The 13,546-nt window shown below is 45.2% G+C and carries 11 protein-coding genes; 1 reads left to right on the forward strand and 10 read right to left on the reverse strand.

Annotation, left to right across the window (positions count from 1 at the left end; all coding sequences use genetic code 11):
• The 9 genes from FN001_RS12360 to FN001_RS12400 form a co-directional block, all read right to left on the reverse strand.
• Complete coding sequence (locus FN001_RS12360; RefSeq protein WP_142412030.1) at positions 1-1,071, reverse strand: glycosyltransferase family 2 protein; 1,071 nt, start codon at positions 1,069-1,071, stop codon at positions 1-3.
• Between the two features lie 21 nt (positions 1,072-1,092).
• Positions 1,093-2,112 carry a glycosyltransferase family 2 protein gene (locus FN001_RS12365; RefSeq protein ID WP_142412031.1) on the reverse strand — a complete coding sequence of 340 codons (1,020 nt, stop codon included), beginning with the start codon at positions 2,110-2,112 and terminating at the stop codon, positions 1,093-1,095.
• A 13-nt stretch (positions 2,113-2,125) separates the two neighbouring features.
• Positions 2,126-3,511: a sugar transferase gene (locus tag FN001_RS12370; protein WP_142412032.1), complete on the reverse strand. Its 1,386-nt coding sequence runs from the start codon at positions 3,509-3,511 to the stop codon at positions 2,126-2,128.
• A gap of 636 nt (positions 3,512-4,147) precedes the next feature.
• A complete protein-coding gene (locus FN001_RS12375; RefSeq protein ID WP_142412033.1) occupies positions 4,148-4,990 on the reverse strand; it encodes a glycosyltransferase in 843 nt (280 codons plus the stop codon).
• On the reverse strand, positions 4,987-5,577 hold the full coding sequence (locus FN001_RS12380; RefSeq protein ID WP_142412034.1) for a hypothetical protein: 591 nt from the start codon (positions 5,575-5,577) through the stop codon (positions 4,987-4,989). The genes FN001_RS12375 and FN001_RS12380 overlap by 4 nt, the downstream gene beginning before the upstream one ends.
• A complete protein-coding gene (locus FN001_RS12385; protein WP_021904213.1) occupies positions 5,570-6,838 on the reverse strand; it encodes an AAA family ATPase in 1,269 nt (422 codons plus the stop codon). The genes FN001_RS12380 and FN001_RS12385 overlap by 8 nt, the downstream gene beginning before the upstream one ends.
• An 89-nt stretch (positions 6,839-6,927) precedes the next feature.
• A complete protein-coding gene (locus FN001_RS12390; RefSeq protein ID WP_142412036.1) occupies positions 6,928-7,923 on the reverse strand; it encodes a GHMP family kinase ATP-binding protein in 996 nt (331 codons plus the stop codon).
• Positions 7,924-8,151: 228 nt separating this feature from the next.
• Complete coding sequence (locus FN001_RS12395; protein ID WP_142412037.1) at positions 8,152-9,462, reverse strand: HAD-IIIA family hydrolase; 1,311 nt, start codon at positions 9,460-9,462, stop codon at positions 8,152-8,154.
• A 42-nt stretch (positions 9,463-9,504) separates the two neighbouring features.
• Complete coding sequence (locus FN001_RS12400; RefSeq protein ID WP_142412038.1) at positions 9,505-11,124, reverse strand: O-antigen ligase family protein; 1,620 nt, start codon at positions 11,122-11,124, stop codon at positions 9,505-9,507.
• Between the two features lie 342 nt (positions 11,125-11,466).
• Between FN001_RS12400 and FN001_RS12405 the strand changes: the two genes are divergently transcribed.
• The gene (locus FN001_RS12405) at positions 11,467-13,023 is read left to right on the forward strand and encodes a hypothetical protein (protein WP_185911917.1); all 1,557 of its coding nucleotides are present in this window, start codon (positions 11,467-11,469) and stop codon (positions 13,021-13,023) included.
• A gap of 122 nt (positions 13,024-13,145) precedes the next feature.
• On the opposite strand, the gene FN001_RS12410 is transcribed toward FN001_RS12405, so the two are convergent.
• Positions 13,146-13,343, reverse strand: a complete 198-nt coding sequence (locus FN001_RS12410) for an AAA family ATPase (protein WP_142412040.1) — start codon at positions 13,341-13,343, stop codon at positions 13,146-13,148.
• Positions 13,344-13,546 lie beyond the last annotated feature (203 nt).

Raw genomic sequence — 13,546 nt, forward strand, 5'->3', positions numbered from 1 at the left:
TTATTTCAGATTCTCCTCCGTTTTTGCTTCATTTTCTTTTTCGAGTTTATGATTATGCCGCAATTTATTATAAACTCCGGAATGCAGCATCTTCTCATACATCGGATATGAAATTCCAAATCGGTTCATCCAGAGATAGATCCGGTACTTCCTGCTGACGCGGTTCCAGATTTCCGGATTCAGAGTTCGGATCATTGTATTGTATCGAAGACAATCGCTGCGACCGTTTTTTTTATTCGGATTCATGATGCATCCGGCTACATAGTAGCTTAGAATGACACCTTCTGTTTTTTTGTAGATATATTCCTTCGCTGCATCCGAAAATTCCGGATGTGCATTATAATGGCGGATCAGATCCTCCGTTACTTTTTCCACATGGCTCATTCGCTTTAATCGGTTTGTGACCGATACGCTCTGTTCCGCGTTTCCTACCAGATACTGATACAGATACAGGTCGATCGGATAAATACTTGCCGCATACGAGCAAGGGATCGTTGTGTATTCATGATCTTCATAGAAGATTTTTTCCGGCAATTCATAGCGGTGTCTCTGGTAAAATTCCCGGTTATAACAGATTCCGTGGAATGCAAAACAACGGTCAAATTTCTTCCAGTTTTGTACGACATCCTCCAATGTATAGGTCACTTCATACCGGTCCAGGAACATTTTCCAGACCGTTTTTTCTCTGGTCTTCATATCGACCTGGTGATATGGATTTAAAACGACGTCCGCTGTGCATACTGCCAGCTTGTCGACAAGCTCCTTTAAGTTTTCTGTGACTACCCAGTCATCCGCATCGATCACCTTCAGATATCGCCCGACAGCTGCTGCCGTTCCCGCATTGATTGCGGAGCCATGTCCGCCATTTTCCTTTGAGATCAGGCGAAACAGCTCCGGATATTGTTTTACATAGTCTCCGGCGATCCGGGCGGTCCGGTCTTTCGATCCATCATCCACAATGATTACTTCCATCTGTTCGATCGCCTGTGGATTCAAAAAGGACGAGAGACATTTTTCCAGATATTGTTCCACATTATAGGATGGTATGATAAACGATATGATTTTGTCCATAAAAACCTCTTTGCATATTTTCTATCTGCACATGCTCCTGACCATCAGATTTACCAGATAATATGTATGATACTGTGTTTTTCTCAGCAGTGAGACTGCCTTGTTGATATTGCTGTCGTAGATGTCCCGGTATTGAGTTTTCAGATTCTGATCATACTGCTTAATCTGCTGTTTTTTCTTTGCAGATGGTGAAAAGCTGAGCATGATCTTGAATTTGCCGGCAATGACACGAGCGATCAGTCTTGCAATGTACTGTTTTTTGATTTCCGTACACGGAACCTGATTACCAAGTTGGCGGTAAAATTTCAGCAGCGATTCCAGTACCTTGTTGTAATTCTCCTCATTCTTCTGCATCTTCTCAAGTCCAACGCTCTGTCCCGCCCGTCCAAGGCGATAGTAATAGACAAATCCATCCACAAAGCAGATCGTCTTTACATACGGGATCGGGTAAGTGATGTACTCGGTATCGACGTAGTAACAGTGTTCATCAATGTGAATCTGATTTTCGCGGAGAATTTCTGTCTTGATCGTCATGTTATGCATCTTCATATAGAGCTTGTCCGCGATTGAATCAAACGAGTACGTTTTCTGGTATTCCACGCCTTCAAAAGGGATCGTGATCTCCGCTTTTGTCTGAAATTTCGTCTTGTCGGTCTCGCCATTGTCGTAAGTCCATAAGAATCCGGAATAGACGACATCTGCGTTACTTGTCTTTAAGGTCCGGACCAGATCACAAAAGGCTTTTTCGCCGACCCAGTCATCGGCATCGACCACTTTGAAATATGTTCCCCGCGCATTTGCAATCCCGCAGTTGATCCCGGAGCCATGTCCGCCGTTTTCTTTTGTGATCACACGGTAGGTATCCGGATACTGCCGGACATATTCCTCAGCGATCTCAAGGGAATGGTCCGTAGATCCATCATTGACGATCAGGATCTCAAGATCTTCCATCAGGTCCGGAATTTTAAAGGATTCCAGATTGTCTCTGAGATATTTTTCAGCGTTGTAAGTTGGAACGACTACTGTTAATATTTTTCCCATCTTTTTATCCATTCTATTCTTTTAAAGCCGGATCCTCCCAAAGACCTTCCTCGAAACCATCCGTGGATTCCTTCATAAGAAGGACCTTCGGTGTCATAAGGATCAGCTTTAAGTCAAGCCAGATCGAGTAATTTCGGATATAGGTCAGATCCAGTTTCAATTTGTCGTAGCTGGTCGTGCAGTAACGTCCATGCACCTGTGCATATCCGGTGAGTCCTGCCTTTACTTTCAGGCGATACTCGAACTCCGGGATATTTTTTGTGATAACTTTCGCGAGCTCCGGCCGTTCCGGTCTCGGTCCTACCAGGCTCATATCGCCTTTGAGGATGTTTAACAGCTGCGGAAGCTCGTCCATACGCGTTGCGCGTAAGAACCGTCCGACCGGAAGAATACGGGGATCTTTTTCTCCCGCTTTTACCGGTCCGCTTTTCTTTTCCGCATCAACGATCATCGTCCGGAACTTATAGATCCGGAAGATCTTTCCGTCCTTCGTCAGGCGTTCCTGTGTATAGAAAATCGGTCCTTTATCGGTATTCCAGATCAGGAATGCGATAATGAGGAAGAACGGGCTCGTCACAAGGAGCATCGCCCCCGCAACGATGATATCTTCGATCCGTTTTACGACTGCCTGATCCCAGGCCAATCCCCCGTCATTTCTTGAAAGATACAGCGGGGAATCAAAGATGTTGAGTTCTACCGAAGTGCGAAGCAGGATATCGCTGATCTTCGGGACCGTATAGCTGCGGATATTTCTCGCATAGCAGAGTTTCATGAGCTGGTTTCGCGCTCTCGCCGGGATATCTCCGATGATCACACCGTCATAATCTTCCGCCTGTTTGATGATTCTCTCAAGACCGGTGTCGATCGAGATATTTTCCGCGATCTCATATTTATCGTCGCGGGTATCGATCCTGTTCACAAGGTGGAACATCGGTTTCTTTCCGTAGATCAGCAGAAGTCTCCGTTTTGGGAACATCGCCGCATAGATTTTTTTAAATGCAAGTGCCCAGAGCAGGACCATCACGAAATCCAGAGCAGTGAGTCCTAAAAGCGCTGCCGGATTATGCATTTTCTTGTCGAACAGAACGACCTGAACATACGAAAAGGCATTGACTCCGACGATCGAGAGCATATGGGAGTATACAAGCGTCCAGTATTTATAAATCCCGACCTTCAGACCGCCGTACAGCCGGTGCAACACCAGAGACAGGATCAGATATTCGCCTGCGATCAGCCAGTTTCCGCGCCGCCAGAAAGCCACTGTCATATTTCGGTTATAGTAGTTCATCCACACATAATAATAGGCGGCCAGTTCCAGAAGCACAATGATTGCCGATCCGGCAAATTTTACCACGCGCTTATATGGTTCAAAGTTGTTATTTATCTTTTTTGTATTCATTCCATTTGTGATTCCTTAATCGTAACTTCATCCGGTCTTTGCAGCTGCCCTTAGCATTCTGTCGCTGACCATTTTCTGAATGGTCCGGCAAAAGCGGTGCCGCAATCCTGGAAAATTTTTTCTTCAATTTATTTAGTTTGTTCAATTAAGCAAAATAACCCTTATTACAGTATACCACCTAACAGGGCTTTTCGCAATATTGGGTAAATGGGTCTTCCATCCATTTATGGGTTATTTTCATCCTATTTTTCACAGTTGCACTTTTCCAAACTGAAAATTCCGTATTTTGATACACCACAGGGGCATTGTGATCCGTTTTCCGTTCACATGCCCCTGTCTATAATTTCTTATTTACGAAATGTTTTATGTTCTCATGGTTGTCTGATCTGCTATATGTTTCCTTCCGTCCCGGCAGTTGTGTTCACTGGTTTGATTTCCCACAATCCGCAAGCAGTTCATACGCACAATCCCGCCGCTCCAACAGCTATATTCATTGGTTTGTCTTTTCGTAATACCCAGTGTCTTAGCAATTGCAAATTTCTCATTACTATCCGGAGTCTTAACAGTTTCCGTTTTCTCCTGGCACTTCCATACCTCTATATTTGCAATTCCCCTGCTAATGCTTTTCCGCCTCTTCTACTGTTGTTTTCTTAATTTTTTCTCATATAAGAACCGCCGCAGCGAATTCGGCATCAGACTCACCAGAACCCGAACTACCGTCATCGGCAGGAACTCTCCGAATGTGATGACCCGATTCCGGTACATTTTCACGCGAAAATCGATCACACACTTCGCATACCGGATCCCGCCCCGCCGCTGGTGCATTCCGTTGATCCGCATGTAGAGCAGTGTATCCGGCAGATTTGCAAACACCGCATGCTCTTTGTACATCCGCACCCATAGGTCGTAGTCTTCAAAATACGGACACGGCTGATATCCTCCGGCGGATTCCACTCTTGATTTCCGGAACATCACGCACGGATGGTTGATCGGATTTCTCTGTTTGATGTAGGCGGCTATCTCTTTCTGTGTTTCCGGTACGGTCTTATAGGAGATCACCGCTGTTTCCGCCGTTTTTCCATCGAGCGCGTCTCCCTGAAACTCCGCGATCGTTCCGCTCAACGCGTCAACTTCCGGATGCTGTTCCAGGAATTTCAGCTGTTTTTCGCATCGGTCCGGCGCCGAAAGATCGTCCGTATCCATCCGTGCGATCCATTCACAGGAGCAGTGCTTGAGTCCTTCGTTCAGCGCTTTCCCGAGACCGCCGTTTTCCGGAAGGCGGACTACGCGAAAAGCAATTTCATGCTCCTCATACTCCGCGATCACTCTGTCCAATGCCTCTGTCAGCGGTCCGTCACAGACCAGCACCACCTCTTCCGGTGGCACCGTCTGCCCCAGAACACTCTCCACCGCTGCCCGGAGATATTCCGGATTTTCTTTTTGATATACCGACATCAAAACTGAATATGCTTGTTTCACGATACTGGGCCACCTGATAATGTTTTTTCTATATAGTTTCCGAATTGTTCTTTCGTGTATGTGTGTACTTTGCGGAAATACAAATGCTGATATCGTTCCAGATCAAACAGGATCAGCTCCTGATTTCCCTTTCCAAGAAAATATCTGCTGATTTCAGTGCGGGATGGGGCATCTGCGGTCATCTGCTTCTTATACTGATTTGGAAGCGGATTCTTTTCTTCATTATACACCACAATAAAATCTACATATTCTCTGGTATAGGATATGGTCTTCTGTGTAAAATCGCAAAATAACAACAAGCTGTCACGGATTTTATCTTTTACATTCCGGTTATTCACTTTCCCATTTTTAAATTCTACAAAGGCCAGTCCTGTATCTGTCTGAAGGAGCGCGTCCGCAGAGGCAGCACATTCTTCCGAAAGTCTCAGATCATTCGTGTATTTTGTCTTAAATTTATCAAAATTTACAGCTTCTATCTGAGACTCCGTCATAAATTTGATGGTACTGCCATCGCTGTTGTCTCCCGAACATTCTTTTAACGTAGATTTGTGATCGGCAAACATGGCATAAATGCCAAAATCATTCATAGCGGTACCTCTGATTCTCTAATTCCTGCAGCGGTCTTGCAAGTTTCCTGTAAATTTTCTCAATGTTATCTGATACATCTTCAATCTCAGATGTCTTGCCTGTGCTCTGCATCAGATAATACTTACATTTGTCTGTGACCTGGTATTTCGCAGCATACACCTCGATCGCATTCAGGAAATATGGGCTGTGTGTGTTTAAAAGAATGTGAAGTCCAAATTCTTTGTGCAGGAGAACGATCAGTTCCGCAAATACCAGCTGCCATTCTGGATGAAGGTGGATTTCCGGTTCGTCAAGAATGATGGTTCCATTCATCTCGATACAACCATTGGTCAGAAGTCTTTTTAAAATCGCAAAGGTTTTGAGGCCTGTTGACATATTTCTGACTTCCAGACGTTGGTTTCCAATGTGATATCCTACGGAATCATGTTTTTCATCCACAACATCGCCTTCACAGACTGTTGATATTGTCTGGTAGATTTGTTCAAGCTTTTTGTTCGCCACAATTTCATCAACGACATTATGCTTGTCCGAAACAGAAGTCAGACATTTTTCCAGATGCGCCCTGTGGTCCAGATAATTCTGCATTCGCGTCCAGTTTCGTGATTCAGATCCTGTAAGTTCATCCAGCACAAACGGATCATCCATGTAGATTGTTTCTGTTCCCAGTCTGATCGGATTTCTCAAATCTGCGATTTTATTGTTCAGGAACTTTACTTCCACATTTTCATTCTGAATCACAAGCCGGATTAAGCTTTCTGCTTCATAGAAGACATTTCCGATCTGTCCACGAAATTCTGCATCCATATTCTTTTGTAAAACAGTTTTTAATATCTCTTCGTCTGGTATCAACAAGCTCCTTGCAATCCGTTCCGCGCAGCCATCGATTGCATCCTGCGAAAGAGTATTTGATTTTTTCTTGTTATATTCTGAAATGATATCCGAAATTTTTTTCCGGAGTTCCTCTTCTGATTTCTTTTGTTTCACAAGAGAGATAATTTCTTTTGTTAATTCGCTATAATCAGTGAGAAAGAACCATCCTGACCTGAAGTCCTTGGACACTGCAAAAAGCTGATTATCAATACTGTTTGCTCTTTCCGACATGATTTTTCTATCAATATTGTAGAAGCTGTTAAACACGGAAAAGAGTGCTTTCCCAACGGTACTTTTACCCGTATCGTTTTCTCCCGCGATGACCGTGATTCCATTGATCTCCACGGCAGCATTCTGCACTTTTCCAACATTTTTCAATACCAGTTTCATAGATTCCTCCTGATTTGAAATCATGCTTTCCATCACTTATATGGTATCGGGGTCAAAAAGCGTTTGACCCCAACAACATTATATGCGTCCTACCTCTTCTCATACGTCTCCGGTGTATAATGAATGACTCTCGTACCGCTGTTCTCAAACTCAAACGGCACATATAAGAGTTCTTCCATCGCCTTGTGGACCTGTTCCTGTTTATCCGGCTCAACGTAGAATAAGAGGAATCCGCCGCCGCCGGCTCCGAGAAGCTTTCCGCCGAGTGCACCGGCCTCGATTCCTTTCGCGTAGAGTCCGTCGATGGAATCCGTGGAGATCCGGTTGGAAATTCCGCGTTTCAGCTTCCAGGTATAGTCGAGAAGTCGGCCGAATTCGTTGAGGTCCGTCTTGGAAGTCAGAACTTTCTCCGCGTCATCGACAAGAGACAGCATCTCAAGGAGCTGTGCCTGTTTATCGACAAGCACTTTCTCCGTTGTCTGCTGGATATCGGAGGAAAATCTCGAAAATCCGGTAAAGAAGAGCATCAGGTTATTGTTTAACTGTGCCTTCCGCTCCGGGGAGATGATCACCGGATTTACCTCGTATCCGTCTGCATTGAAGTTGATCCTGTTTAATCCACCGAATGCCGCCGCGATCTGGTCCTGAACGCCACCGCTCTCGTTGCAGAGGACACGTTCTAAGTAGATCGCATCATCTGCGAGTTTTCTCTTATCCGCATATTTTCCTTTTAATGCATAGAATGCGTTTAACATGCCGACTGCGAAGGAACTGCTCGTTCCGAGTCCGGATCTCGCCGGAAGGTCTGCCTCGTAAGTCAGGCGGATTTCCTGCATATCCAGATACTTCATCGCCTCGCGGATCGCCGGGTGGTTGATGTCGTTGACATCTGTCACGCGCTCGATCTTTGAGTAGGAAAGCTCGGTCGAATAGTCAAAAAAGCGCGGCAGATGACGCACATTTACATAGCAATATTTATCAAATGTCGTGGAAATGACGGCTCCGCCGTGTTCCTTATAAAAGTCTGGGAAATCCGTTCCGCCGCCGAAAAAAGACATGCGGAAAGGGGTCTGTGTAATGATCATGGTTTCTCTATTCTCCTGTGATTTACTCTATCAATCGTTTACTCTCTGGCTGCTCGCATCGCCTCTGTCCATCAAAATTTATGGCAAACAAGCCAGTACCCTCGCTGCGATGCTGATATCTCTTGTCCATTTAATTTTACGCAGCTATATATCATTTATTTCTGACGTTTTCACTCAGCAATTCCTAACATTTAACTGTTCTCTTCTGCTGAGTTTTCATATTTTATCTTAACGATCTTCGCTTTTCAAGATCTTCTCCACCGCATCCAGCAGATTTTCACACACCAGATCCGGCTTCACGTCGTATTTCTTATCCTTCCCGGCTTCCCCGGTCAGCACAAGCGCTGTCCGCATTCCCGCATTCACGCCTGTCTGGATGTCCATCGTCGTATCCCCGATCATCCAGGATTCCTTGAGGTCAATGTTGAACCGCTCCGCCGCCTTCTCGATCATCCCGGTCTTCGGCTTTCTGCACTCGCACGGGATCTTATAAGCCGGATTCTCCTCCGGGTATCCTTTGTCCGGATGGTGCGGACAGAAGAAAACATCGTCTAAGAACACGCCCTCTTTTCCGAGCAGTGTCTCCATCTTTTTATGGATATTCTCCACGTCCTCAATTCCGCAGAGACCTCTTGCAACAACCGGTTGATTCGTAATCACGATCCCAAGTCTTCCGGACTGGTTGATCTTCCGGATCGCATCGACCGCACAGTCTTCCAGAACGAAGTCATCCTCTTTGTATACAAGTCCCTTATACTGGTTGATCGTACCGTCACGGTCCATAAAGATACAGCGCTGCTTATTTTTCAGGCATTTATCCGCGATCACGCCTCGCGTGATGTCTGCCAGTGTCTGCTCTACACGGTCAACCGTACCAACATCCTTCACATACTCCGGGGAGCAATAGCCGTAGATCGGCTCTCCCGCGTCCAGCATTCCTTTGATCACATCGTTCTCCAGATTCCTTTTCACCGGCTCCGGCACATAATCGCAGATCTTCTTTTCAAACACAAAAATTCCTGCGTTGACGCAGTTCTTATACCAGTAATCGCGGACGTTGTGTTTCGAGTCGAACGCTGTTACCTTATCATTCGCATCCAGAACAAGAAGATCCGAGTCAAACGGATGTCCGTTCGGATGAACAAATAATGTGGCAACTGCGCCTTTTTCCTCGTGGAACCGGATCATGCGCTGAAAATCAATATCGAAGAACAGATCCCCGGACATCATCACAAACCGGTCCCCGTGGATCATGTCTTTCAGATAATAAAAGGATCCCGCAGTCCCGAGCGGTTCCGTCTCCTCAAAATACCGGATGGAAACGCCAAACTGCTCTCCATCGCCAAAATATTCCTTAATTTTATTTCCGAGATGTCCGATCACCATGATCAGATCCGTGATCCCATTCTCTTTTAGCCTTTCGACCTGCCATAAAAGCAGCGGTTTTCCGGCAACCGGGACCATCGGCTTCGGGATCTCATCCTTTGTGAGCGCCGCCAGTCTCGTTCCCTTTCCGCCGGCCATGATGACTGCCTGCATTGTTCGTTCCTCCCTGTGTTTGTCTCTGCTTTGATTTTCCTGTTATTCAGCTTTTTCTTCCGCTTTGTCGGCCGTTTTCTTTCTTCCGACTCCCATCGCAAGAAGCTGTAAGATGATCGGCATTGCGATCGGCAGGTTGATATTGACAACCGCCTGGATCGCATACGCGAGAACTGCCATCATGACTGCTGCCACGATCGGCTGCTCCTTGATCTTCTTCGCCATCGCAACGATCGAAGAAACCATAAATACAAGGTAAGACGCCATTCCGACGAAACCGGTCGTTACCAGATAATGTAAGTACTCATTATGTGCACTGTCGAAGATCACCATACGTCCGTTCTGCATTTCGCCCGGATAATAATACTGCATGATCAGCGCAAACGTATCCGGTCCATATCCGAAGATCTTCTGGAGAAGATTCAGCTTCTTTGTATAGATCTCCATCGCTCGCTTCCACACATATCCACGCTGGGTTCCCCACTCATCATTGAATACAACGTAGGAGCTGAGCGCGCCATACTTATCTGCATGACCTCCAAGGTTCGCATCATAAAGAACGAAAAGAACCGCAAGGCAGACAACCGCGATCACACCGATCCAGATATAGACTGCGATCTTATTCATAGAATCATCCGTTGTCCTGTTCATCAGGGCCTGTGGTTTTCTGTTCATAAAGATAAGTACCACAGCGATCACCCAGAGAAGCACTACAAGTACCGGAAGAAGTTTCGTCCCCGCGATCAGATTAAACGCACTGTCGATCCCGAGAACGGATGCCGCATACGCCTTATTGATCCCGTTGATGCAGAGGATCACCGTAAAGAATGTCGCCAGGGAGATCACATATCTGCGAAGTCCTGTCTTTGTCTGAAACAGCCATAACGGTGCCAGACCGAAGATCGCTGCGAGGGACAGATATGCGTTATCACTGCTGCCCATGATCAGCGCAAAGCTTGTCAGGATCATATTTCCATAGTACCAGAACATTCTCTTCTGGTTTTTCTCCTGTGTAAACAGGATCATGGAGATTGCTAACAGCGCTGCCACATAGATCGTATAAGTATTGATATTTCCGAATGTGGAGGTGTAGATGGATTTCTGTGTATCCATCATATTTACCTTAAATCCAAGGATATCCATCTGGAAGTAGTCAGTAATTCCAAACACGCATACAAACACGCCGACTACGAGGAATGCGTCCAGATACCACTGTTTTAACCGGTAAAAACGGGTGACAAGGAAATATGTCATCATGTAGATCGTCATGAGGAATACGCCGTTATAACGTCCGGATGTTCCCCAGAATGCCTCCCATCTCCAGTCCTTGCACAGGATCCAGGAGATCACGTTTGTGAGCCAGAAAACAACCATCGCCCAGTCCCCGATGCTCATGCTCTTTCTCCATGTCTGGAAATTGAACTTCGAGAACCACTCGAGCATCTTTCCGCTCGCGAGGCCATATCCGCCCATGATCACAAGCGCAGCGATCGCAACAACACTGTAAAACTGATATTTTGTCTCCAGGATATCAAAATAGAAATCGTGGAACACAAGCGGGAGCACGCAGAGTACGATCAGCGTGAACGCCGCCATGATCAAAGCAACATTATCCTGATAGCTGCTTTTCGTATCCTCTTTCTTCTTTATTCTGTTTGCCATGATTTACTTCCTCGTATTATAAAGTAGTAGTGTTTATAGACCCTCTCCAAGGTCTGTATCATGTACCGTCAGAAATACCGTGGATCGTTTTTTCTCTCTTCCACCCGTATGTCATAAAAAATCTATTATATTATAACATCCTTCGACTTTTCCCGCAACTTGCGCCACCGGGAATTTCCTTCCTTTTGTGGGGTTTTTTATGAAATTATTCTTAAAATTTGCTCAAAACAGGTCGTTTCCCCATCTTGTGATAATTTTACTTATCGGAAGTATAATGGCTTCGTAATGCAATTAGGAATTTCAAAAAGCGTTTCAAAAAAACAAAAGGAGAGTGCATTAATTATGAGAAAGCAGACTAAAATTGCTGCAGTCGTATCCGCAGCAGCTCTGTTAGCATTAGGCGCTTCCATGACATCTTTCGCAGCTTCCAAGGGAACCTGGATGATGGTTGATGGCGAGTGGTATTGCTACGACAAAAACGGTGACGCATATACAAACGTATTCTGCTCCAGCAATGGTAAAGAGTACTACGTAGGAGACGACGGACAGCTCGTTCGTTCTGAGTGGGTTGAGTACGATGGAGATTACTACTTCGTAAACAGCAGCGGTGCTAAGATCACAAACGACTGGAGATTAACAACTCCGTATGATGATGACACAGCTGATGAGGAGTGGTTCTACTTCAAGTCCAACGGTAAGAGAGCCGAGAACGAGAAGATTACTTACAAGGGAAAAACATACTACTTCGATACAGACGGAATCATGCTCACAGGTTGGGTTAACACAGGTGACGGTACATCTGCAGTTAACGAAGCTACAGGCTATGATGCAGACCACACATTCTACTGCGACGAGACAGGTGCTCGTGTAGAAGGTGCTTGGGTTAAGGACGTAGAGCCGGGTACAGACGATGACGATGCAGATGCAGACGAGTACTGGTACTATTTAAAGAAAGCTACTGGTAAGCCGGCAACAGGCAAACAGTCCAACATTAGCGGTCAGATCTACCTCTTCAACGAGTATGGTCAGATGCAGTATGGTTGGGTAGCTCGTTCCGATTCTAAGACAAAGAAATTTGTTCAGTTAGACAAAGAGGACGACGAGCAGGCAATGATCACTCTCGCTGAGGAAGCAGACAGTGAAGTTTACTACTGTGGCGATGAGGATGACGGACACGCTAAGAAGAACAAATGGTTAAAGACATGGCTTCCGGACGATACAAACGAAGAAGAAGATGATATGAAGTGGTTCTGGTTCGATAAGAACGGTAAGCTTTACAGAGCATCTGGTTCTGACGCTGTTAAGGCTCAGAAGTACAAACTTGAAGAAGGCAAGCTTGTTTATGACGGTTCTGAGATCACTGGCGTAGATAAGAAGAAAGTAAATTCTAAGGATTACTGGTTCAGACCGGATGGAGCTATGATTTCTAAGTTCTATGAGATCAATGGCAACATGTACTACTTCGGTGGTTCTGATGATGGTTCTATGAAGACTGGTTCCCAGTCTGTTAAGGACAACACAGGCGATACTTATAAGTTCTACTTCGAGACAAAGACTGGTGCTAACAAGGGCGCTGGTGTAACTGGTAACCAGAGCAATAAGCTTTACTACTATGGTATGCTTATCCAGGCTGATGACTATAAGTATCAGGTAGCTAATATCGATGGCGTTAAGTTTATCGTTAACTCCAACGGTTCTATTCAGCACTCTTATGACACAACATACAAAGAGGATGGCGATGAGCTGATCACAGTTGATAAGTCCGTAGAGAAGGGCGGAAAAGCTGCATACAACACAACTGGAGCTTATAAGTATGGCTTCACAGCTGGCGTTCAGTCCAAAGTTGATGATGTTGATATGTCTAAGTTCATCGAAGGCAAGAACGGCTTCACAAAATAATCAATTATTCTAATTAGAAATTCTAATTGCAAACAGATCGGGCAGGAAGAAATTCCTGTCCGATTTTCTGCATTATGGAAACAAAAACGGACAGGAATCTCTTCCCGTCCGCGCTTTTGCAATTAGAATTTCGCAAAGTTTGCAAGCATACTCATTCCTAAAGTTTTTCCAAAGCGCCGTGGACGTGTGATCAAGGTAACCTGCGCAGGTGTATTTTCTAAAAGAGTAGATATAAGTCCGCTTTTGTCAATGTAGTAATAATCCTCTTCTCTGATCCTTCTAAATTCTGAAATCCCGACGGGAATATTCATATTGGACATTTACATCCTCCTCTCAGCAATAGCACATATTTAACAATATTATATAGTCCGCCCCAAAAAGATGCAAGAAATAACGGTCGAAATGCCCCATTTCCGAACCCACGATAATTTTACTTAAATGCTATCGTAATGCAATTAGGATTTTTGAAATCAATTTCAAAAACGCAAAAAGGAGAGTGCATTCATTATGAGAAAGCAGACTA

This window comes from Clostridium sp. Marseille-P7770, assembly GCF_902143525.1.
Classification (GTDB): Bacteria; Bacillota; Clostridia; order Lachnospirales; family Lachnospiraceae; genus Pilosibacter.